Annotated in this window: 16 protein-coding genes; all 16 read left to right on the forward strand. The window is 59.9% G+C overall.

Annotation, left to right across the window (positions count from 1 at the left end; genetic code table 11):
* A partial coding sequence (locus E0486_RS05575) for a T9SS type A sorting domain-containing protein (protein WP_131851161.1) occupies window positions 1-1,206 on the forward strand: 1,206 nt, incomplete at its 5' end.
* Window positions 1,207-1,271: 65 nt separating this feature from the next.
* The gene (locus E0486_RS05580) at window positions 1,272-2,225 is read left to right on the forward strand and encodes a pectinesterase family protein (protein ID WP_131851162.1); all 954 of its coding nucleotides are present in this window, start codon (window positions 1,272-1,274) and stop codon (window positions 2,223-2,225) included.
* A gap of 17 nt (window positions 2,226-2,242) precedes the next feature.
* Entirely contained in the window at window positions 2,243-3,880 is a 1,638-nt protein-coding gene (locus tag E0486_RS05585) for a glycoside hydrolase family 43 protein (RefSeq protein WP_131851163.1), read from the forward strand.
* Between the two features lie 84 nt (window positions 3,881-3,964).
* Window positions 3,965-5,008: a Gfo/Idh/MocA family oxidoreductase gene (locus tag E0486_RS05590; protein WP_131851164.1), complete on the forward strand. Its 1,044-nt coding sequence runs from the start codon at window positions 3,965-3,967 to the stop codon at window positions 5,006-5,008.
* A 270-nt stretch (window positions 5,009-5,278) separates the two neighbouring features.
* Window positions 5,279-6,946, forward strand: a complete 1,668-nt coding sequence (locus E0486_RS05595) for a glycoside hydrolase family 28 protein (RefSeq protein WP_131851165.1) — start codon at window positions 5,279-5,281, stop codon at window positions 6,944-6,946.
* 15 nt (window positions 6,947-6,961) lie between these two features.
* Complete coding sequence (locus E0486_RS05600; RefSeq protein WP_131851166.1) at window positions 6,962-8,863, forward strand: DUF4350 domain-containing protein; 1,902 nt, start codon at window positions 6,962-6,964, stop codon at window positions 8,861-8,863.
* A complete protein-coding gene (gene pelA, locus E0486_RS05605; protein ID WP_207906204.1) occupies window positions 8,860-9,891 on the forward strand; it encodes a pectate lyase in 1,032 nt (343 codons plus the stop codon). Before E0486_RS05600 ends, pelA begins: the two co-directional genes overlap by 4 nt.
* Entirely contained in the window at window positions 9,888-10,925 is a 1,038-nt protein-coding gene (locus E0486_RS05610) for a pectinesterase family protein (protein WP_165917204.1), read from the forward strand. The genes pelA and E0486_RS05610 overlap by 4 nt, the downstream gene beginning before the upstream one ends.
* Window positions 10,926-10,935: 10 nt before the next feature.
* Window positions 10,936-12,453: a tagaturonate reductase gene (locus E0486_RS05615; protein WP_131851168.1), complete on the forward strand. Its 1,518-nt coding sequence runs from the start codon at window positions 10,936-10,938 to the stop codon at window positions 12,451-12,453.
* The gene (locus tag E0486_RS05620; RefSeq protein ID WP_131851169.1) at window positions 12,450-14,099 is read left to right on the forward strand and encodes a UxaA family hydrolase; all 1,650 of its coding nucleotides are present in this window, start codon (window positions 12,450-12,452) and stop codon (window positions 14,097-14,099) included. The genes E0486_RS05615 and E0486_RS05620 overlap by 4 nt, the downstream gene beginning before the upstream one ends.
* A gap of 17 nt (window positions 14,100-14,116) precedes the next feature.
* Entirely contained in the window at window positions 14,117-15,559 is a 1,443-nt protein-coding gene (uxaC, locus tag E0486_RS05625; protein WP_131851170.1) for a glucuronate isomerase, read from the forward strand.
* A gap of 20 nt (window positions 15,560-15,579) precedes the next feature.
* Window positions 15,580-16,596: a sugar kinase gene (locus E0486_RS05630; RefSeq protein WP_131851171.1), complete on the forward strand. Its 1,017-nt coding sequence runs from the start codon at window positions 15,580-15,582 to the stop codon at window positions 16,594-16,596.
* A complete protein-coding gene (locus E0486_RS05635) occupies window positions 16,586-17,242 on the forward strand; it encodes a bifunctional 4-hydroxy-2-oxoglutarate aldolase/2-dehydro-3-deoxy-phosphogluconate aldolase (protein ID WP_165917205.1) in 657 nt (218 codons plus the stop codon). Before E0486_RS05630 ends, E0486_RS05635 begins: the two co-directional genes overlap by 11 nt.
* A 17-nt stretch (window positions 17,243-17,259) precedes the next feature.
* On the forward strand, window positions 17,260-18,732 hold the full coding sequence (locus E0486_RS05640; protein ID WP_207906205.1) for an MFS transporter: 1,473 nt from the start codon (window positions 17,260-17,262) through the stop codon (window positions 18,730-18,732).
* Window positions 18,733-18,751: 19 nt separating this feature from the next.
* Complete coding sequence (locus E0486_RS05645) at window positions 18,752-20,707, forward strand: YhcH/YjgK/YiaL family protein (RefSeq protein ID WP_131851173.1); 1,956 nt, start codon at window positions 18,752-18,754, stop codon at window positions 20,705-20,707.
* Between the two features lie 318 nt (window positions 20,708-21,025).
* Window positions 21,026-23,245: a T9SS type A sorting domain-containing protein gene (locus tag E0486_RS05650; RefSeq protein WP_131851174.1), complete on the forward strand. Its 2,220-nt coding sequence runs from the start codon at window positions 21,026-21,028 to the stop codon at window positions 23,243-23,245.
* Window positions 23,246-23,324: the final 79 nt, after the last annotated feature.

Genomic DNA, 23,324 nt, shown 5'->3' on the forward strand with positions numbered 1-23,324 from the left:
TTCAGCCAGACGGTGGGCACGCCTTCGGCCGTGCAGACCTATACGATCTCGGGCGCCAACCTCGTGAGCAGTGTGACGATCGTGCCGCCCGCAGGCTACGAGATCTCGGCTGACGGGGGCACCAACTGGTTCAGCAGCACCTCGTCGCCCGCACTGACGCTTTCGCCTGCATCGGGCACCGTCGCCACCACGGCCATCAGCGTGCGCCTCAACGCCGCTACGGCCGGTACCTTCAACGGGAACATCGTCAACACCGGCAGCGGCTTTACCACGGTGAACGTGCCGGTAACGGGTGTGGCCGTGCTGCCGCCCACGGTGACCGTGAGCGCCGCGCTCAACAGCTTCGCACAAACGATCGGCGCCCCGAGCGCCACGCAATCGTACACCCTGTCGGGACAAAACCTGACGGCTCCCGTAACGATCACCGCACCGGCGGGCTACCAGATCTCGATCGATGGCGGCAGCACCTGGGCCATAACGGCCACGGTAACGCCGGCCGCAGGCATCATCGCGCCCGTGACGGTTTCGGTGCGCCTCAACGCAACAACACCCGGCAACTACGGTGGCAGCATCAGCAATGCCAGCACGGGCGCCGCTACCCGCAACGTGACCCTGAGCGGCACCGCCGTGGCACCGCCTTCGCTGACCGTTACCGGCACGCCACTGCAGCCCTTCCTGCAGCAGCTCGGCCAACCCTCTGCCGTACAGACCTATGTGCTGACGGGCTCTTCGCTGGTGGGCAACACGACCGTGACCCCGCCGTCGGGCTACCAGGTCTCGATCGACACTGGCCGCACCTGGTCGTTCCAGCCGATCGTGATCAACGGCACGGGCGGTGTGGTGCTGGTGAGCGTACGGCTCAACGCCGGCACCGTAGGCATCTACAACGGTACCATCACCCACGCCACTGCCGGCACCGCTGTGCTCCATGTGGCTGTAACGGGAAGCACGTCGGGCACGGCCAACCGTGCGTACGCCCTGTACCCGGTTCCGGCCTACAGCCAGATCTACTTTGTGCACCCGAGCGATCACCGCGCGGCCACGATCACGATCTACGGCACTGGCGGCCAGCGTATCAAAACGATCGCCGCCACGACCGGATCTGCCGAAACGGTGATCCGCCTGTGGGACCTGCCGCAAGGCATGTACCTCGCGGTGTTCGACGACGGCAGCCAGCGCATTACCCAGCAGTTTATCAAGAAGTAATACAAGATGCCGGTCCGGGACCGGCATCTTTTTTTTGTTCCCTTTGTAGCCTGACCACTTATCCAATGAAACAGATTTTATCCGTATTTCTACTATTGACGGCGCTGGCCACCGCGGCGCAGAAAAAAGGCGACTGGGTGGTGGCGCAGGACGGCAGTGGCCGCTTTCGCACCGTGCAGGCCGCGCTCAACGCCGTTCCCGAAGGCAACAGCAAGCCGCTCACCATTTTTCTGAAAAAGGGCGTTTACTCTGAAGTGATCATCGTGGACGCCACCAAGAATTTCGTGCGCCTGGTGGGTGAGGACCGCGACGCTACCGTCATCACCTTCAACAACCACGCCGGCACGCGCCTTCCCAACGGAGATACGCTCAACACCTGGACCTGCGCCACCGCCTTCGTCTATGGCAACGACTTCCGCGCGCAGAATATTACCTTCCGCAACGACGCCGGGTTCAACGCCGGGCAGGCCGTGGCGCTTCGGGTAGAGGGCAACCGTGCCGCCTTCCGCAACTGCCGGATGACGGGCTTCCAGGATGTGCTCTTCCTGAGCGGCTCGGGGGTGAAGCACTACTTCCGTGACTGCGAAATTGACGGCACGACGGATTTTATTTTTGGGGCGGCGACGGCCGTATTCCGGAAGTGCCACATTCACAGCAAGAAGAATTCGCACGTAACAGCCGCTTCCACCAACAGCATCATTCCCTACGGCTTCGTGTTCCTCGACTGCCTCCTCACGGCCGATTCCAACATCAATAAAGTATCCCTGGGCCGCCCCTGGAGCCCGACCGCATCGGTGACGTACATCCGTTGCTGGATGGGAAGCCACATTGTGCCCGAAGGATGGAACAACTGGAAGAATCCCGCAAATGAAGCCACGGCCCGCTATGCCGAGTATGGCAGCACGGGTCCCGGCGCACGTCCGGAAGCACGCGTTCCATGGGCACGGCAGCTGACGAAGGAACAGGCTGACCAGTATACCGTGAAAAAGATCCTGGGCGACTGGGAGCCGGAGCAATGAGTAATGAATCATACGTGATGGAAAAAAAGAATTACTGGCGCAGGGGCAGCCTTTGGATCTTGTCCGTATTTCTACTGGGCACTTCGCAGGCGCAGGAGTCGCTTTCCAGGACCTGGGTTTCGGACCAGGGGGACGGCACTTACATCAACCCGGTGCTGCATGCGGATTATTCCGATCCGGATGCGATCCGCGTGGGGGATGATTACTACCTGACGGCTTCATCTTTCGAGGACATCCCCGGTCTGCCGATATTGCATTCTAAAGACCTCGTAAACTGGCGCCTCATCGGGCACGCGTTGCCGCGGCTGGACCCGGCGGCGCATTTTGCTGTACCCCGCCACGGCTGCGGTGTATGGGCGCCTTCGCTCCGTTATCACAAGGGTGAGTTTTACCTATATTATCCCGATCCCGACTTCGGCATTTTCCTGCTCAAGGCGAAGAAGGTTGAAGGGCCCTGGAGCGCACCGGTGTTGGTAGCCGCAGGTAAAGGCCTCATTGATCCCTGTCCACTTTGGGACGACGACGGCCAGGCCTACCTCGTGCACGCCTACGCCGGCAGCCGTGCGGGCATTAAGAGCGTGCTGGTTTTACGTCGCCTCAGCCCCGACGGCACCCGCACGCTGGATGAGGGCGTGCTTGTGTACGATGGTCATGCCACCGATCCCACCATCGAGGGACCTAAGCTGTACAAGCGCGAGGGCTGGTACTACATCTTTGCGCCTGCCGGCGGCGTTTCGACCGGCTGGCAGCTCGTGCTGCGCTCGAAAAATATCTACGGTCCCTACGAGCGCAAAGTGGTGATGGGCCAGGGCAGTACGCCCATCAACGGGCCGCACCAGGGCGCCTGGGTGCGCACGCAGGGAGGAGAGGACTGGTTCCTGCACTTCCAGGACAAGGAGGCATACGGCCGCGTGCTGCACCTCCAGCCAATGCGCTGGAATTCGGGATGGCCCGTGATCGGCGTCGATTCCGCAGGGAGCGGCAAGGGCGTTCCGGTACTGCGCTTTCGTAAGCCCAACGTCGGCCGCAACTGGCCAAAAGCAACACCGCCGGAAAGCGATGAGTTCAATAGCACCCGCATCGGCAGGCAGTGGCAATGGCCCGCCAATTCGAAAGCCACCTGGGCCTTTGCCGACGCGGCCTCGGGCGTACTGCGCCTTTTTTCCGATGTGTTGCCGGACAGTGCGCGCAACCTCTGGGGCGCCGCAAATGTGCTGCAGCAGAAGTTCCCTGCCGAATCCTTTACCGCCACCACCCAAGTGACCTTTCATCCAAACGCCAAACTGCAGGAGCGCGCCGGGCTTTCGGTGATGGGACTTGCTTATGCCGGGCTTGCGTTGCAACGCGACAGCATCGGCCTGCGCCTGCTCGGCCTGCACTGTCCCGATGCCGACAAAGGCGGGGCGGAGCAAAGCACCGTGTTGGCCACGGGCCTGCCTGCGAACGTATATCTACGGGTGACGGTCGCCGCCGGCGCGCGATGCCGCTTCAGTTGGAGCACCGACGGAACGCACTTCACCGAATGGCCGCAGCTCTTCGTCGCACAGCCCGGCCGCTGGAAAGGCGCCAAGCTGGGTTTGTTTTGCGTACGCCCCAGCAGTACCAATGACGCCGGTTACCTGGATGTGGATTGGTTCCGCCTGGAAAGTTTGTAGTTTCTGGTTGGTAGTTTGCGGTTGGATTTAGCTTTGAGACCTTAACTGGAAACCCTAAACTTCAAACCCCAAACTTTTTCTCCCTTGAACCCCATACGCACCGCACTTCTTTCGTTCGGACTTTCCGGAAAAGTATTTCATGCACCTTTCCTGCACCGGCATCCAGGCTTTGCACTGGTAGCGGTGTGGGAACGCAGCCGCAAGGAGGCGGAAAGCCGCTACCCCGGCATTCGTTCTTACGCGTCGCTCGAGCACCTGCTCGAAGATGAGCACATCGAGCTCGTGGTGGTCAACACGCCCAATCACACGCACTATGAATATGCGCGGGCGGCCTTGCAGGCCGGCAAACACGTGATCGTGGAAAAGCCGTTCGTTGCTTCGGTTGCGGAAGGAGCGGAGCTGCTGCAACTCGCCCATGCCCGCGGGCTCCAGCTTTCTGTGTACCAGAACCGGCGCTGGGACAGCGACTTCCGCACCGCGCAGCGTGTGTTACGCGAAGGATTGTTGGGCGAAGTGGTGGAAGCCGCGTTTCATTTCGACCGATACAATCCCGCGCTCAGCGTGAAGGAACACAAAGAAACCGCCAGGCCTGGTGTGGGCGTGCACTACGACCTGGGGCCGCACATCATTGATGCGGCGCTGCACCTGTTCGGGCTGCCGCAATCGGTATTCGCCTCGCTCCGTCGCCTGCGCGCTGGCTCGCAGGTGCCCGACGACATGGACCTGCTGCTGTTCTACCCGCGCTTGCGCGTGCGGCTTCATGCCGGCTATTTCGTGCGTGAGCCGCTGCCCGCATTCCAGTTGTTCGGTACAGAAGGCACCTTTCTGAAGGCAAGGGCGGATGTTCAGGAAGCGGCCCTGCTGGCGGGCGCAACGCCCGGTGGCTCAGGCTGGGGCCTTGAGCCCGAAGCAGCGCAGGGCATTCTTTACACGGGTGCCGCCGACGAAGCATGGCGCCGCACCGTACCCACCGAGCCGGGCGACTACACCGCGTACTTCGACGGCATCTGCCAGGCGCTCCGCGAAGGAGCCGCACTGCCGGTAACGGGCGCCGAAGGGCTCGATGTGATCCGCGTGCTCGAGGCCGCGGAGCGCAGCGCGGAAAATGGTTGCCGCGTACCTCTTTGAACAGCATTTTGACCGCAATACCACATCCGGGGAAAACCGCGCCGCGACGCGGTCTTCGGCCAGGGAGGGCTCTGGCGCGGGACCTTCTTCGTCCCGGAAACGTTTTCGGTAACGATTGCGTAAAAAAAGCCTTTTCAACTTCTTGCGCTTAGGCCCAATTCAAGTAGACTTGTTGTGCAATCAACCGTTCTCAAACCTGAGGCTATTGATGCAAGCAATCGTTATTCCGGCGGCATAGTTCCCTATACTGCCTTTTACTTATCAAATTCTATGAAACATATACTTTTCATCACCAGCTTGCTATTCTCTGCTTCCCTGCTCGCCCAGAAAGGATCCGTCTCCGCAAAGGTGAAGGCCGACGGGCGCATGCCGGTGGTGGTGAAAGACCCCGTTTTCCGGAAGGATACCGTGCGCATTACCCGTTTCGGCGCCAGGGCCGACGGTCAGTTACTGAACACGAAGGCCATCAACGAAGCCATCGCCGCCCAGAGCCGCAAGGGCGGCGGCGTAGTGCTTGTGCCTTCGGGCTTCTGGCTCACCGGTCCCGTAACACTCCGGAGCAATGTCAACCTCCACCTCGCCAAGGGCGCCCTGCTGCAGTTCACTTCCGACTTCGACCAGTACCCGCTGGTGGAAGGCGAGTGGGAGGGTGGCCCGCAGATGCGCAACCAGTCGCCGCTTAGTGCGCAGAACGCCGTAAACATCGCCATCACCGGCTTCGGCGTCATCGACGGCAACGGCGACGCCTGGCGCATGGTCAAAAAAGACAAGCTCACCGAATCGCAATGGCGCCGCCTCGTGGCTTCGGGCGGTGTGCTGAGTGATGATAAAAAGACCTGGTACCCGTCTGCCAAAAGCAAGGCCGGTGCCGCCTTGAAAAACCCCGGCGTCATCGAAGCCGGCAAAACCCCTGAATTCTACGCCTCCGTCAAAGACTTCCTGCGTCCGAACCTGCTTGTGTTCTCGCGTTGCAGGAACGTACTGCTGCAAGGTGTCACCTTTCAGAACTCGCCCGCCTGGGGCCTTCATCCGCTGATGTGCGAGAACCTGGTGGTGCGCAGTGTGTATGTGAAGAACCCCTGGTACGCGCAGAACGGCGACGGCATCGACGTAGAGAGCTGCAAGAATGTGCTCATCGAGAACAGCACCTTCGACGTCGGCGATGACGGTATCTGCATCAAATCGGGCCGCGACGCCGCCGGCCGCAAGCGCGGCATGCCTACCGAAAACCTCCTCGCCCGTAATAATACGGTCTACCACGCCCACGGTGGATTCGTGATCGGCTCCGAGATGAGCGGCGGCGCGCGCAACATCTGGGTGGACAACAACACCTTTATCGGCACCGACATCGGCCTGCGCTTCAAATCCACGCGCGGCCGGGGCGGCATCGTGGAGAACATCTACGTGACCAATACGGTGATGAAAGACATCGTGGGCGAAGCCATCCTGTTCGACATGTACTATGCCGCGCAGGACCCGGTGCCGCTGGCCGGCGAAGAGCGCAAACCGCCGGTGGTGGAAATGAAGCCTGTTACCGAAGAAACGCCGCAGTTCCGCAACTTCCGCATCAACGGTGTGGTGTGCAACGGCGCCGAGAAAGGCATCTTCGTACGCGGCCTGCCCGAGATGGCCATCAAGGACGTGGTGCTCGAAAACATGGTGCTCGAAGCCCGCAAGGGACTCGACATGACCGAGGGCTCCGGCATCAGCATCAACAACGTGCGGTTCATCACCCGCGAGCTGAACCCCGTGCTCAACATCCACAACAGCCAGGATATTTCCCTCAAGGGAATTCAATACGAAAAGGCCGAACTGCTGCTCAACGTCAGTGGAGAGAAAAGCGACCGCATCACGGTCAGCGCTACCGACAAGGCAGCAGCCACGAAGGATCTTGAACTGTCCTACGGAGCCCGCCCCGGCGTGGTGACCTGGAATTAAAACCGCCCTGTGCGCATGAAACACGTTTGGACGATTGCATTGCTCTTGCTCGGCACCGCCGCCCGCGCGCAGGCTCCTGCCGCACAGGCCGCCGCGCTTGCCGGGACGGCTATGAGCCTGTGGCCCGACTCGATGCTGCTGCCCGGCGACAAAGCCGCCAAGTGGCGCTACGACCAGGGCGTGGTGCTCAAGGGCGTGGAAGGTCTTTGGCGCAGGACCGGCGACGGCAAGTGGTTCCGCTATATGCAGCGCAGCATGGACGTGTTCGTGCAGCCCGATGGCAGCATCCGCGGCTACAAGCCCGATGAATACAACATCGACCACCTCAACAACGGAAAGGTGCTGCTCACGCTCTGGCAGGTAACCGGCCAGGAGAAGTACCGCCAGGCCGCGGAAAACCTTTTCCACCAGATCGCCACGCATCCCCGCACTTCGGAAGGTTCCTTCTGGCACAAGAAGGTGTATCCCGGCCAGGTGTGGCTCGACGGCCTCTACATGGGGCAGCCCTTTTATGCGCAGTATGCGCAGGCTACCGGCAATGAAGCGGCCTTCAACGATATCACCCGCCAATTTGTCCTCATCGAAGGCCATGCCCGCGACCCGAAGACGGGATTGCTGTACCACGGCTGGGACGAAACGCGCCAGCAGAAGTGGGCGGACCAAATCACCGGCCGCTCGCCCCACGTATGGGGGCGCGCCCTTGGCTGGTACGGAATGGCGCTGGTAGACGCGCTCGAATGCTACCCCGAAAAACATCCCGGCCGCGATTCGCTGATCGCTATCCTCAACCGCTTTGCCGCTGCGGTGGTGAACGTGCAGGATACGAGCGGTGCGTGGTACGATGTGCCGAACCTGCCGAAGGAACCAGGGAACTACCTCGAAGCATCCGCTTCTTCTATGCTGGTGTATACGCTGGCCAAGGGCGTTCGCCTGGGCTACCTGCCGCGCAGGTATACGGCTGCCGCCCAAAAAGGCTATGCAGGGATCATCCGTCATTTTATCAGCACCGAAAACGGGCGCACCGATCTGAAAGGAACGGTAGCCGTGTCGGGCCTCGGTGGGAATCCCTACCGTGACGGATCTTTCGCTTACTATATGAGCGAGCCGGTGATCGTGAACGACCCCAAAGGTGTCGGCGCCTTCATCAACATGGCCAACGAGATGGCCTTGCTTTCCGCCGCACGCCCCGGCACCGGCGGCACTGTGCTGCTCGACTACTGGTTCAACAACGAATGGAAAAAAGGATACAACGGTAAGCCGCAGCGCTTTCACTATACCTGGGAAGACCGCAGCAACAGCGGCTTTTCATTCCTCGGCGACCTGTTTCGCTACAATGGCTTCCGCACCGCGTCGCTCGGGGTGGCGCCCACGACGCAAAACCTGAAGGGCGCCTCGGTATACGTGATCGTGGATCCCGATACCGAAAAGGAAACGGCGGATCCGCACTACATGAACGATACGGCGGCTACGGCCATCGCGCAGTGGGTCAAGAATGGCGGCACGCTCATGCTGCTGGGCAACGATGCCGGCAACTGCGAGCTGCAGCGCTTCAACATCCTGGCGTCGAAATTCGGCATCCGCTTCAACGAAGACCATTTCAACCTGGTGCAGAAAGACCAGTTTGAGCAAGGTTCGGTGACGGTGGCGCCGGGCAACCCGGTTTTTCCGAGGGCGCGCAACCTGTACATAAAGGAGTTGGCTACGCTCGACGTAACAGCACCAGCCACCGTCTTGCTTCAAAAAGAGGGCAAGGCCATCATGGCCCTGGCCCGCTACGGGAAAGGCCGCGTGCTTGCGCTCGGCGATCCCTGGCTGTACAACGAATACACCGATGGCCGCAAGCTGCCGCCGGGATACGATAACTACGTTGCCGCCATTGACCTCGTTCTCTGGCTCACCGAAAAATATTCCAAATGAGCACCCGGCTGCACCATATGATGCTGGCGGGTTTGCTGTTTTCGGCATCCTTACTGAACGCCCAGGATTCCCTGGCCGACAACATGCTGCTGTACCAGCGCTCCGTGGGCGGCTGGCCGAAGCATATCGGCGAGGTAAAGATCGATTACAGCAAGTCCATCAGCGACAACGAGCGCGCCGGCTTGCTGGACGACAAAGGCCGCAACGACGCCACCATCGACAATGGGGCGACCACCAAAGAGATCCGCTACCTGCTGAAAGCGTTCATCCGCCATGGCAACAAAGCCTATATCGATGCCGCCGAATCCGGCCTGCGTTACCTGCTGGCCATGCAGTATGCCAACGGGGGCTTCCCGCAGTTCTGGCCCGACACCAGCGGCTACCGCAAGCAGATCACGTATAACGACAACGCGATGGTGAACGCGCTCAACGTATTGTGGGACGTGGCACACCGGCAAAACGGTTTCGAGCTGATGGACCCGCGGCTGGTTGCTCCCGCGCAGAAGGCCGTGGACCGCGGCATTGCCTGCATCCTGAAAACGCAGGTGCGGGTAAACGGCCAGCTGACGGTTTGGTGCGCCCAGCACGACAAGTATACGCTGTCACCGGTAAAAGCGCGTGCCTTCGAGCTCGTGTCGCTGAGCGGCTCCGAAAGCGTGGGTATCGTTGAATTCCTGATGAAGCAGGAAAAGCCTTCGGCCGGGGTGCGGACGGCAATTGAAAGCGCCGTTGCCTGGTTCCAGCGCAGCCGCATCGATGGCTACAGCTACGGCGACGTGCCGGCGCCGGGCAGTCCCAAAGGGTTCGACCGCTTGCCGCAGCCCGATACCGGCGCGGTTATCTGGGCCCGTTTTTACGACATTGATTCCAATCGCCCCTTCTTCAGCGGCCGCGACGGCGTGAAGAAGTGGGAGTTGACGCAGATCGAATACGAGCGCCGCACCGGCTACGGCTGGTATGGCACCTGGCCCAAAGAGCTGCTCGGGAAGAAGTACCACGAATGGAAAAAACGCAACGACCTGCCATGAAGCGCTTCGCATCCATAGCATTGGGGGCAGTACTGCTCGCTTCGGCCACCGGTTGCGCGGCGCAGCACCGTAGTATTACGGTTGCTCTTCCGGGCAGCAAGGCCGATTTCCATTCCATCCAGGAGGCGATCAACAGCCTGCCCGATTCGGCGGCCGCGCCGCGCGTTATCCGCATCGCCCGCGGTGTTTACAGAGAGAAGCTGTTCATCAGCAAGCACAACATCATGCTGCTCGGCGAGGACCGTGACGGTACCGTGATCACCCAAGACATTGCCCGCGACGAGTGGCGCTGCGACCACCCCGACGACTGGGGCGTGGCTACGATGAACCTCAATGGGAATGACCTCACGCTGCAAAACCTGACGGTGGCCAACGAGTACGGCTTCAACCAGAAGGCGCCCCGCACCGTGGCCTGCGCCGCCGATTCGGTAACGCACGAAAAGGTGATCACAAAAGACGGCCACCAGATGGCGCTGCGCAGCATGAAGGCAACGCGCCTGCGCGCCCTCAATTGCCGCTTCCGTGCCTGGGCCGGCGACACCGTCAGCCCCTGGAACCTCGAGAACGGCATGTTCTACTTCAAGGACTGCCTGATGGAAGGCGGCGTGGACTTCTATTGCCCGCGCGGCTGGGCCTGGGCGGAGAACTGCAGCTTCTTCGCCAACACCGGGCCGGCAGCCATCTGGCACGACGGCTCGGGCAACGCATCCTTCAAGACCGTATTGAAAGGTTGCCGCTTCGATGGCTACCCGGGATTCAAGCTGGGACGCTATCACAAAGACGCCCAATTCTACCTCGTCGACTGCCGGTTTTCGGAAGCGATGAGCGACACGGATCTCTACCAGGTCAAAACGGCCAATGTGCTGCAGTGGGGCCGCCGCGTGTATTACAGCGGCTGCCATCGCAACGGCGGCGACTTTGCCTGGTTCGCGGATAATATGCAGCAGGACGGCCGGGTCACGAAACCTTCCGAGGTGACAGTGCGCTGGCTGTTCGGCGATACCTGGAACCCGCTTCAACAAACCACTCCCTAATCCACCTAGTATGATCCTTTCCCGCTATACACTCAAAAACATTCCCGGCGACGTGGCAAGCGTGCCCGATGAGGCGATCTTTGAATTGCCCGAGAAAGTGCTGCAGTTCGGGACCGGCGTGTTGCTCCGCGGCCTGCCGGATTACTTTATCGACAAGGCCAACCGCGCCGGGCTGTTCAACGGCCGCGTAGTGGTGGTCAAGTCGACCACCCACGGCGATACGCGCGACTTCGACCGTCAGGACGGTCTCTACACGCTCTGCATCCGCGGCTTCGAAGACGGCCGCAAGGTCGACGAGCTCCAGGTGAACGCCTCCATCAGCCGCGTGCTCAGCGCCGGCGAACAGTGGGAGGAGATCCTGGAATGCGCCCACAACGCCGACATGCAGATCATCATTTCCAACACCACCGAGGTCGGCATCGAGCTCGTGCAGGACGATATCCGCCACCACCCGCCGAAGTCTTTTCCCGGCAAGCTGCTGGCCTTTTTGTACGAGCGCTTCCGCGCCTTCGAGGGCTCGGCCGTCAGCGGAATGGTGATCGTGCCCACCGAGCTTATTCCCGACAACGGGTCGAAGCTGCAGTCGATCGTGCTGGAGCTCGCGCACCTCAATGGCCTCGAGGATACGTTCATCGAATGGCTGGAAACCAATAATCATTTTTGCAATTCGCTCGTGGACCGCATCGTGCCCGGCCGCCCCGAAGCAGCCGACAGCGCCCAGCTACAGGAAGCCACCGGCTACAGCGACAAGCTGCTCACCGTGGCTGAAGTATACCGACTGTGGGCCATCGAGGGCGATGAACACGTGCGCTCCGTACTGAGCTTTTCCGGCGCCGACGCCGGTGTGGTGATCACCCCCGATATTGGTGTATACCGCGAGTTGAAGCTGCGCGTGCTCAACGGCACCCACACCCTGAGCTGCGGCCTCGCCTTCCTGGCGGGCTGCGAAACGGTGAAGGAAGCGATGGACGACGAGGCTGTGGCCACCTTTATCGCCGACCTGATGCAGGTGGAGATCGCGCCGGCCATTCCTTACAACCTGGATCCCGCGCTGGCCGCGGACTTTGGCCGCAAGGTGCTGGACCGCTTCGCCAACCCTTTCCTGAAGCACCAATGGCTGTCGATCACGATGAACTACAGCTCGAAGATGAAGATGCGTTGCCTGCCACTGCTGCGGGAACACTACCGCCGGCAGGGATCGGTGCCCGAACTGATGACGCTCGGCTTTGCCGCATACCTGCGCTTTATGAAGGCGGTGGAACTGATCGACGGCAAATACTATGGCGAGCTCGCCGGCGAGCGCTACCACATCCAGGACGACCAGGCGCCGGTATTCTTCCGCCGCTGGGCGGGCCTCTCCGTCCCCGCGCTGGTGCGCGACGTACTGCGCGACTCCTTCTGGGGTGTGTCGCTGTATGACCTTCCCGGCTTTGCCGATGCCGTGACCGACAAGCTGAATTCCATCCTCCACAACGGCGTCCGCGAGTCGCTGGAGGCCCAACCCATTAAAAAAGTGAACGTAGCATGAGTGCCCGTGTGTTGAAAGTTCATCGTGCCGACAATGTGCTCGTAGCGCTGCAGGATCTCTCCCGCGGCGAGCGGGTTTCCTATGACGGAACGGCTTATACGCTGGTGGACGATATCCCCGCCAAGCACAAGTTCTTTATGCAGGATATGCAGGCCGGCGACGCCGTGATCATGTACGGCGTGCTGGTGGGCAAGGCGCAATACGCCATTCCCGCTGGTGCCCGTATGAGCACTGAGAATACAAAGCACGCCGCCGATCCTTACGATTACCGCGGTGTTCAATACGAATGGAAGGCGCCCGACGTGTCGAAATTCGCGGGCCGCACCTTCAACGGCTACCACCGCGCCGACGGGCGCGTGGGCACCGCCAACTACTGGCTGTTCATCCCCACCGTGTTTTGCGAGAACCGCAACCTCGACGTTATCCGCGAAGCCCTGCACAACGAGCTGGGCTACGCCGTGACGGCGAAGTACAAGCAGTATGCCCGTGCCCTGGTAGAGGCCTATAACAAGGGCGAAGACTTGTCCGGGTTGGATCTTGCTCCCTCCCCTTCGGGGAGGGTCGGGGAGGGGCCGCGTGTTTTCCGCAACGTCGACGGCATCAAGTTCCTCAACCACCAGGGCGGCTGCGGCGGCATCCGCCAGGATGCAGCCATCCTGAGCAAACTGCTGGCGGCCTATGCCGATCATCCCAACGTGGGCGGCATCACCGTGCTGAGCCTCGGGTGCCAGAACCTGCAGTCGAACGACTTTCTTAACGACCTCAAAGAACGCAATCCTTCGTTCAGCAAACCGCTGTATATTTTCGAGCAGCAGCAGTCGCAGAGTGAAGAACAAATGATCGCCGACGCGATCCGCAAAACCTTTGAAGGGCTTGTGGAGATCAACAAGATCGAGCGGCAGCCTGCCCCGCTGACGGAACTTACCGTCGGTGTAAAGTGCGGCGGCTCCGACGGCTTCAGCGGCATCTCGGCCAACCCCGCAGTGGGCTACTGCTCCGATCTGCTCGTAGCCCTGGGCGCCAAAGTGCTGCTGGCCGAATTTCCCGAGCTTTGCGGCGTGGAGCAGGAGCTCGTAGACCGATCGGTGAACGAGCCCATCGCCCGCAAGTTCATACACCTGATGAAGCGTTACGAAGAGATCGTAACCGCCGTAGGATCGGGCTTTCATATGAATCCTTCGCCCGGCAACATCAAGGATGGCCTCATTACCGACGCCATTAAAAGTGCCGGCGCGGCCCGCAAGGGCGGTACCTCGCCGGTTGTAGATGTTCTGGACTATACAGAGCCCGCCGTGAAGCCGGGCCTGAACCTCGTGTGCACCCCCGGCAACGACGTGGAGGCCACTACGGGCAAGGCCGCTTCAGGCGCAACGCTCATTCTGTTTACCACCGGTCTCGGCACGCCCACGGGCAACCCCGTGTGCCCCACCATCAAGGTGGCCACCAACTCCAAGCTGGCGGCCCGCATGAAAGACATTATCGACATCGACACCGGCCCGGTGATCTCCGGCGAAAAAACCATCGAAGAGATGGGAGAGGAGATCCTCGAATACTGCATCCGCGCCGCCTCCGGCGAGGTGCATCCTAAAGCTGTAATCCTAAACCAGGACGACTTCATCCCATGGAAGCGGGGCGTGTCGTTATAAACTCCCATCAACTTGCTATGAAACAGTTTCTCGACGAAAACTTTCTCCTGAATAACAAAACGGCGGAGCTCCTCTACCACGAGTTCGCCGCGCCGATGCCCATCATCGACTACCATTGTCACCTGCCGCCCGACCAGATCGCGGCCGATGGCAACTTCGCCAACCTCACGCAGGTATGGCTTTACGGCGACCACTACAAGTGGCGCGCGATGCGCACCAACGGCATCAACGAGCGCTACTGCACCGGCGATGCACCCGACTTTGAAAAGTTCCAGAAGTGGGCGGAAACCGTTCCTTATACACTGCGCAACCCGCTCTACCACTGGACGCACCTCGAACTTCAGCGCTATTTTAGCGTGCAGGACATCCTGAATCCCGGCACGGCGGGACGCATCTACGAAGAGTGCTCGGCTAAGCTGCAAACACCGGAGTATTCCGTACGCGGCCTGCTCCGCAAGATGAACGTCAAAGTGGTGTGCACCACCGATGACCCCATCGACACGCTGGAGCATCATGCACAAATCAAGGCCGACGGCTTTGAAACCCGCATCCTGCCGGCCTTTCGTCCCGACAAGGCCATGAACGTAGACCATGTTGCTACGTTCAATGACTACCTGGGCAAACTGGAGGCGGTGACCAACCTGTCGATCTCTTCTTTCAACGATTACCTCGCTGCGCTGAAATCGCGCCACGACTTCTTTGCCACGATGGGTTGCTCCGTGTCGGACCACGGCCTGGAGCAGATCTACGCCGAGCCCTGGAGCGAAAGCGAAGTGCGCGGCATCTTCTCCAAAATCCGCTCCGGCGGCGAGCTGTCGGCGCTCGAAAACCTCAAGTTCAAATCGGCGATGCTCGAGATCTTCGCCGTCTGGGATTGGGAAAAAGGCTGGGTGCAGCAATACCATCTCGGCGCCCTGCGCAACAACAACCTGCGGATGATGCGCCGCCTCGGCCCCGACACCGGCTGGGACTCCATCGGCGACTTCTCACAAGGCCGCGCGCTGGCCACCTTCCTCGCCCGCCTCGACGAGAAAGACCAGCTGGCCAAGACGATCCTCTACAACCTCAACCCGGCCGACAATGAAATGATGGCCACGATGATCGGCAACTTCAACGACGGCTCCGTGGCCGGCAAGATCCAGTACGGGTCGGGTTGGTGGTTCCTCGATCAGAAGGACGGCATGACGAGGCAGATCAACGCCCTGTCGAACATGGGCCTCCTGAGCCGCTTTGTGGGCATGCTCACCGATAGCCGCTCGTTCCTCTCGTACCCGCGCCACGAATACTTCCGCCGCCTCCTGTGCAATATGTTCGGCGAAGAGATCGAAAACGGCGAGCTGCCGGCCGATATCGATTGGACCGGCCAGGTTATCCGCGACATCTGTTACAACAACGCCTCGAATTATTTTAACTGGAAAGAGGCATCCGCTCCGGTAACGTTGCCGGTGACGAACGGCTGAATTGTCCGAAATTGAGCGACATGAAAAAGGTTATTTGCTTCGGTGAACTGCTGCTGCGCCTGTCGCCGCGCCTCAATGGCGCGTGGATCGCGGAGCACCAGATGCCGGTATACATAGGGGGCGCCGAGCTCAATGTGGCCCGCGCCCTGGCCCGCTGGGGGCTGCCGGTAGGTTATTGCACCGCACTGCCCGCCCACGGCCTTGCCGACGAAGTGATCTCGTTCGTACGCGAGCAGGGCATCGACGTGTCGGCGATCCGCCGCTCGGGCGAACGCATCGGCACGTACTACCTGCCGCAGGGTGCCGATATGAAGGCCGCCGGCGTCATCTACGACCGCGCCTATTCGTCGTTCTGGAACCTCGCACCCGGTGAGATCAACTGGGACGAAGTGTTTGCCGACGTGCACTGGTTTCATTTCAGCGCCATCTCGCCGGCCCTCAATGCACAGGCCGCCACCGTATGTCTCGAAGCCGCCATGGCCGCCTCCCGCCGCGGTATCACCGTGTCCGTAGATCTCAATTACCGCGCAAAGCTGTGGCAATACGGTAAGCAGCCCATCGACGTGATGCCCGAGCTGGTGCAACACTGCGATGTAGTGATGGGCAACATCTGGGCCGAGCAGCAAATGCTTGGCATCCCCGTACCCGCCAGCCTGGTGGATGCGAAGGAAGCCTGCCTGGAGCAATCCTGGCAAAGCTCCGGTGAGATCCTGCGCCGCTACCCGCGCTGCCGCCAGGTGGCCAACACCTTCCGCTTCGATGCGGGCGAGGGTGGCATCCGCTACTACGCCACGCTTTACGATGGGAATGCTTCTTACGTGTCGCCCGAACAGCAGGCCGCAACGATCGTGGACAAAGTGGGCAGCGGCGATACGTTCATGGCGGGCCTGATCTACGGCAACTGCCAGAACTGGTGGCCGCAGGAAGTGATCGACTTCGCCGCCGCCGCCGCCTTCAACAAATTATTCATCTATGGCGACGCCACCACTTCGTCGGTGGAGGAGATCACCAAAGCTCATAACAATTATGTCTACTAACGATCCGTTGTTGTCCGGACTGCTCGCGCAGCGGCTGCTGCCGCTGTGGTACCACGAGTGTGCGAACACCAGCGTGGCGGTGCTCGAAGGCCTTTATGCCGGCGGCATCCGCTACGTGGAATACACCAACCGCGGTCCTGCGGCCCCGGCCAACTTCAAGGCGCTGCGCGCAACGGCCGACGGGCTCGACGGATTGCAGCTGGGCATCGGCACCATCAAGAACGATGACCAGGCCCGCCAGTACCTCGACCTCGGTGCCGACTTTCTCATCGCCCCCTCGGTAAACACCGGGGTAGGTGCTTTGGCCGCTGCTGCGGGCAAGCCGTGGATCCCGGGCTGCATGACGCCCACCGAGATCGCCGATGCCGAGAACGCAGGTGCGCAGGTGGTGAAGATCTTCCCGGGCAACGTGCTCGGGCCGGCCTTTATTTCGGCCGTGCGCGACCTCTTCCCCGGCCTGCGCTTCCTGGTAACGGGCGGCGTGGAAGCCGAAACCGCCAACCTCGAAGGCTGGTTCAGGGCCGGCGCTTCCGGCGTGGGCATGGGCAGCAAGCTGCTGTCGAAAGAACTGATGGACAACCCCGACAGGGACCGCATCCGGGACGCCGCCGCACAGGCGCTCGCCCTCGTGCAGCAAATACGGTAACACGAAAAACTTGCCATATGATTGAACTACAAACGGCGCCACCGCCCAAAGCCAAACAGGTTGTTTCGGCCATGACGAAATACCGCTGGACGATCTGCACGCTGCTCTTTTTTTCAACCACCATCAACTACCTCGACCGGCAGGTGCTTTCGCTCACGTGGAAGAAATACCTGATCCCGGAATTTCACTGGACCGACAGCGACTACGGCACCATCACCGCCCTGTTCTCCATCTTCTACGCGGTGTCGATGCTGCTGGCCGGCCGTTTTGTAGACTGGATGGATACGAAGAAAGGTTTCCTCTGGGCCATCAGCATCTGGTCGGCGGGTGCCTGCATCCACGCCTTGTGCGGCATTGCCACGTCCGGTATCCTCACCGGGCACTGGATGGTGAGCTTCGAGGGCGCGAAAGAAGCGCTCGCCGGCTTCGACAAGGCGGCCGTCATCACCTCCACCAGCGTATCGTTGTTCATCTTCGCCCGCGTGGTGCTGGCCCTTGGTGAGGCTGGAAACTTCCCTGCCGCAATCAAGGCTACGGCCGAATATTTTCCGAAGAAGGACCGCGCCTTCGCCACCAGCCTTTTCAATGCCGGCGCCACCGTAGGCGCGCTGCTGGCCCCGCTGACGATCCCCTACATTGCCGACGCCTGGGGCTGGGAGATGGCTTTTGTGGTCATCGGCGCATTGGGCTTCGTGTGGATGGCCTTCTGGACCTTCCTGTATAAAAAGCCCGACCTCCACCCGCGGGTGAGCAAGGCGGAACTCGCCTACATCCAGCAGGACAACGCACGGCCCGGCACCATCGCGCAGGCGGCTGCCCCGCCCCGCCGCATGTCGTTCGGAGAATGCTTCCGCTATCGTCAGACCTGGGCTTTTGCCTTCGGTAAATTCATGACCGATGGCGTATGGTGGTTCTACCTCTTCTGGACCCCGGCTTACCTCGCCGACATCTACGGCATGACCGGCACCAAAAGCTCCTTGCCCCTCTTTGTATTGTACGCCATCACGCTGCTTTCGATCATTGGCGGCTGGTTGCCTACCTACTTCGTGAACAAGCTGGGGATGAACCCTTACGAAGGCCGGATGAAGGCGATGCTGATCTTCGCTTTCTTCCCGCTGCTGGCCCTGCTCGCGCAGCCGCTCGGCGGCTACAGCGCCTGGTTCCCGGTGGTGATCATCGGCGTTGCGGGTGCAGCGCACCAAAGCTGGTCGGCCAATATCTTCTCGACCGTTGGTGATATGTTCCCAAAGTCGGCGGTGGCTACCGTTACCGGCATCGGCGGCATGGCCGGCGGCATCGGGTCGTTCCTCATCAACAAGGGCTCGGGTGTGCTGTTTACGCATGCCGATAATACCGGGATGAGTTTCCTCGGCTTTCATGGCAAGGAAGCCGGCTACTTCATTATCTTCTCTATTTGCGCCGTTGCCTACCTCATTGGCTGGATCGTGATGAAATCGCTTGTGCCGAAATATCAGCCCATTGGCGAATAAACAGTTCAAAGAATACCTGATGAAATCAATCGTACTTGGAGTGGCGCTTTTCGGCGCCACCGTCCTTTCTGCCCAGACCCGAAACGAACAATACTACCTGAAGGCAACGCCTTTCAAGATGCAGGCGCCCGTGCTGCCGAAGTTTGCAGCCAAGACCTTTTCGCTGCGCAGTTATGGAGCCGTTTCCGACGGGCAGACCCTCAATACGGCGGCCTTTGCCAAAGCCATCAATGCCTGTGCGAAAGCCGGCGGCGGCAAGGTGCTGGTGCCCGCGGGCCTCTGGCTCACGGGGCCCATCGAGCTGAAGAGTGGCGTCAACCTCGTGGTGGAGCGTGGCGCGATCATCCAGTTCACACCCGACCGCAGCCAATACCCGGTAGAGCAGTTGCCGGGCTCCTCGTCGTACGCGGTACGTCCGCCGCTGTTTGCCTACAAGGCGAAGAACGTGGCCATAACGGGCGAAGGCATTATCGACGGCGGCGGCGACAGCTGGCGGCCTGTCAAAAAAGATAAGGTGACGGCGAGCCAATGGTCTGCACTCAGCAAGAGCGGCGGCACCATCAGCACCGACGGAAAGCTGTGGTGGCCCAGCGCCGGGGCGATGGCGGGAGAGGAGTACCTCAAAACACTGAAGGGAAAGACGGCCCTCACCGCAACAGACTATGAGCCCGCGCGCGACTTTTTACGTCCGCACATGGTGCAGTTGAGCAATTGCGAGTACATTCTCGTGGAAGGCGTCACGATCCGCAACTCGCCCAAGTTCGTGTTCTATCCCACCGCTTCCACCAACCTCACCATGCGCCACGTAACCATCTTCAACGAAGAGTGGGCGCAGAATGGTGACGGTATCGACATCAGCGCCTGCAAAAATGTGTTGATCTACAAGTGTACGGTTTCGGCCGGCGACGACGCCATCTGCATGAAGTCGAGCTCTTCGGCCAACAGCACCGCTCCGCGCCTGGAGAACGTGCTTGTAGCGGGCTGCACCGTATACCGCGGCCATGGCGGCTTCGTGATCGGCTCCAACACGGATGGCGGCATGAACAACATCAGCGTGGCCGACTGCAACTTCATCGGCACCGACATCGGCATCCGCGTAAAGAGCAATGCCGGCCGTGGCGGCCTTGTGCGCAACGTATTTATACGGGACATTTTCATGCGCGACATCAAGGAGGAAGCTGTTTCTTTCGATACGTATTATGAAGACGTAACGGCCGGCAAGGAAGCCAGGGATGTGAAGACTACGGCACAGGACAAAGTGCCCGAGTTCCGCGGCTTCGTATTGAAGAACATCGTTTGCCGCGGCGCGCGCACGGCTGTGTTTATGCGGGGGCTGCCCCAGATGCCGGTGCGGCAGATCCTCTTCGATTCCTTCTTGGTGTCGGCGCAGAATGCCTTCGAAGCGCAGGATACGCAAAACATCGTGTTCCAGCATTCGAAGGTGCTGCTGCCCGGTGGCGTTGAGCGCGACCTCGGCAAAGCGCCCGCACCGGCGTTTTTCGGACTTCCGATGCGTCCGCATTTTTCGGTGGATATGAAGGAGTTTTCGCGCCAATACCACGCCCGGCAAGCACTTTGGGACAAGGCGTTCGAGTTCCTCCGCACGCGCAGGCTCGCAGAGCTGGCGCCGGGTAAATACCCGCTGCTGGGCGATAGTGTGTTCGTAAGCGTTACCTACGGACCGGAAAAAGATTTTGATTCTACTAAGTGGGAAGCCCATCGCAGGTACATCGACCTGCAATATATTATTGAAGGCAAGGAAAAGATGGGTGTGGCCCCGCTGGCCGCGGCGAAGGAAGTGATGGCCTACAACGAAACGAAAGATGTGGCTAACTACAGCGCGGAAGGCACTTTTCACATCGCCGATCCGACGGCCTTCTTTCTTTTTTTTCCGCAGGATGTGCACCGGCCCAACATCCGCGTGGCGGAAGGAAACGTGCGCAAGATGGTGATCAAGATCCTGGCGGCGCCGTAAGCGCGGGGGCAAATTTTGTAAGGCGGCCTGTAGTTGTACAACTACAGGCCGCCTTCTTTTTGCGTACACATCCTGCAAATAAAATTGGCAGGATCTCACTTAGTTGTGCTACAAATGACCTCGTTTGAATGATGTTGCTTTGTATTCATAGATGACACGGTAATTCTTTCCTTCCTTCCCTGTCGCCGATCATCGCCAACTGTAGAACCGTCCAACTATCCTGATTAAAGCCGTTTGGTCCAATCCTCCTGAACAAGCCCCGTTTGCTCCTACGGCAGACGAATCGTCTTTCATTCATTCTAAACCAAACCGCCACTTATGCAAGCCAAAAATCTACTCGCAACAATCCTGTTCATTCTGTGCCTTTTCCTGGTCGCAACAGTGTCGGCCAACAATGTCATTGCCCGTACCTCCGGGAATTGGGGTACTGCTTCTACTTGGGTGCGCACTTTGTCGGGAACGATCCGCACAGTGGACCACAGTACCACTATAACCGGCACAGGTACGTCCTTTACCACCGATCTGACTGTAAACAGTACGCTTTATGCGGCTGACGGCTCGGTGATCGGCACTATTCAATCTATTACCAGCGCCACCTCCTTAAAGCTTTATTCCGGTGCCAATAATGATAACTCCGCCCTGGCATACGGAAAGGAGGCAGTGCCGCAAGCGGGTGACGATGTAACCATCGGCAATCACTTTGATGTAACGCTTAATCAAACTGCCACCATCAATAAGTTGACCCTACAGGCATACAATAGCTCAACGGGCACCACCACGCTGATCATCGGTGCTTTTACATTGAATATTACCGGCAACCTGGCGATCAACGGCGGCAGCAATTCGAATCGCGTTGCAAAGGTCATTTTTTCGGGCGCTGGAATCCTGAATGTCAGCGGGGATGTAACCATTGGTTCAGGTGCAGGCGGCTCCAATTCAGCGTCACTTGATTTGACGAACGGTGGAACGGAAGTTGGCGGCAAACTGCGTCTCGGCGGTGCCATTTCGCGCAATACATCGGATGGTAGCTGGACTCCTGGCACTACGGCAACCGTAGAATATTTTGCTTCGTCAGGCCAGAACGTCAACACGGCGCTTTCTTATCCGAAACTGCTGTTCACCGGCGGCACCAAAACCGTCAACTCCGGTACACTTACAATTGCCGGCGACTGGACAATCAATTCAGCCACCAACCTCTCTTCCAATAATCCCAACGCCACAGTAACCGGATATGTAACCGGAACCGGCACCATTACCAAAGGGACAGGTACCATCACCACGAGCGCCAACTGGACTAATACCGGTACGTTCCCGACTGGCGTCAACGTAACTTTCAACAACTCGACGAGTGTAGCTATTCCCGCGCAAACCTACGGCACACTTGGGGTCGTCAATGCTAAGACCCTGGCGGGGGATGTAACAGCCAGTACGCTGCAGTTGGGCACCAATGCCCGTCTCAGTCTTGGTGGCAGTAGCCTTACCGCTGGAACCCTCTCGGGCGGAAGCTCTACCAACTATGTAGTCACGAATGGCACAGGTGTTCTTAAAGTGACGGCCGCCAGTACGCAAGCTTTTCCAGTAGGTCCCACCTCTTCCATCTATTCTCCTGTAACGGTATCCGGCACCAACCGCGACTGGTCCGTACGTGTTCAGAATTCATTCAGCGGCTACCCGAGCACGGGCATGAGCGGCGCGCTGAAACTGGTATGGCACATCACACCTTCTGCCTCCGCAACGGCCAACGTTACCTTCCAGTATTCGGAAAGCCAGGTTAGTTTTACTTCGCCTGCTAAGATGGATGTCTACCACTACGGAGTACCGAGCCCGAACCCGTACAATGTAGGCGCCGGCTGGTACTTGGCCACCAATGGCAACGATATTACGGTGGGAGGCACGCCCAGCGCCCGTACAATCGCACTGACCTCACAAAGCCAGTTTTCACCCTTCGCTGCCAGCACTAATGCCTCGCCCCTGCCCATCCGCCTGCTTTCCTTCTCGGGCCGCAAGCAAACCTCGGGCTCGCTGCTCACCTGGGCAACGGCCGGCGAGTCGATGAACAGCGGATTCGAAGTACAGCGCTCTTCCGACGGCATCACGTTCAACGTCATCGGCTTTGTGTCGAGCCTGGCCGCCGGCGGCAACAGCAGCCACACACTTAATTACTCGTTCTCTGACAATGCGCCCTTCCGTGGCCGCATCTACTACCGCCTCCGCCAGCTGGATATCGACGGCCGCGCACACCTGAGCCAGACGGTGCTGCTGAATGCCGATAAAGGCGGGGCCCTCAGCATCGGTGCCTTCTACCCGAGCCCCGTACGCAAGAGCGCCCAGGTGTCGGTGGAAGTAGCCGAAGCCGGCGATCTGACCCTGCGCATCGTATCGATGAGCGGCGCGCAGATGCGCAGCTGGAAAGCCGCTGCCGGCGCCGGTACCAATACGCTGGCCGTTGCTGCCGACGACCTGCCCGCGGGCACTTACTTCCTGCAGGTGCTGGATGCACAAGGCAACAGCAGCAGCAGCCGTTTTGTGAAGCAATAGGATTAACGGCGCCGAACCACGCCGTCAGTAGGACCCTGGAAGGAGTTTCGAACCCTCTATTCCCGGATTCAAAACACGA

Source organism: Flaviaesturariibacter aridisoli (genome assembly GCF_004343705.1).
GTDB lineage: Bacteria > Bacteroidota > Bacteroidia > Chitinophagales > Chitinophagaceae > Flavisolibacter > Flavisolibacter aridisoli.

Excerpts from the sequence above, each read along its gene's own strand:
- E0486_RS05580 (WP_131851162.1), top strand. The coding sequence starts at position 1,272 with ATGAAACAGATTTTATCCGTATTTCTACTATTGACGGCGCTGGCCACC.
- E0486_RS05585 (WP_131851163.1), top strand. The coding sequence starts at position 2,243 with ATGGAAAAAAAGAATTACTGGCGCAGGGGCAGCCTTTGGATCTTGTCC.
- E0486_RS05595 (WP_131851165.1), top strand. The coding sequence starts at position 5,279 with ATGAAACATATACTTTTCATCACCAGCTTGCTATTCTCTGCTTCCCTG.
- E0486_RS05600 (WP_131851166.1), top strand. The coding sequence starts at position 6,962 with ATGAAACACGTTTGGACGATTGCATTGCTCTTGCTCGGCACCGCCGCC.
- pelA (WP_207906204.1), top strand. The coding sequence starts at position 8,860 with ATGAGCACCCGGCTGCACCATATGATGCTGGCGGGTTTGCTGTTTTCG.
- E0486_RS05610 (WP_165917204.1), top strand. The coding sequence starts at position 9,888 with ATGAAGCGCTTCGCATCCATAGCATTGGGGGCAGTACTGCTCGCTTCG.
- E0486_RS05615 (WP_131851168.1), top strand. The coding sequence starts at position 10,936 with ATGATCCTTTCCCGCTATACACTCAAAAACATTCCCGGCGACGTGGCA.
- E0486_RS05620 (WP_131851169.1), top strand. The coding sequence starts at position 12,450 with ATGAGTGCCCGTGTGTTGAAAGTTCATCGTGCCGACAATGTGCTCGTA.
- uxaC (WP_131851170.1), top strand. The coding sequence starts at position 14,117 with ATGAAACAGTTTCTCGACGAAAACTTTCTCCTGAATAACAAAACGGCG.
- E0486_RS05630 (WP_131851171.1), top strand. The coding sequence starts at position 15,580 with ATGAAAAAGGTTATTTGCTTCGGTGAACTGCTGCTGCGCCTGTCGCCG.
- E0486_RS05635 (WP_165917205.1), top strand. The coding sequence starts at position 16,586 with ATGTCTACTAACGATCCGTTGTTGTCCGGACTGCTCGCGCAGCGGCTG.
- E0486_RS05640 (WP_207906205.1), top strand. The coding sequence starts at position 17,260 with ATGATTGAACTACAAACGGCGCCACCGCCCAAAGCCAAACAGGTTGTT.
- E0486_RS05645 (WP_131851173.1), top strand. The coding sequence starts at position 18,752 with ATGAAATCAATCGTACTTGGAGTGGCGCTTTTCGGCGCCACCGTCCTT.
- E0486_RS05650 (WP_131851174.1), top strand. The coding sequence starts at position 21,026 with ATGCAAGCCAAAAATCTACTCGCAACAATCCTGTTCATTCTGTGCCTT.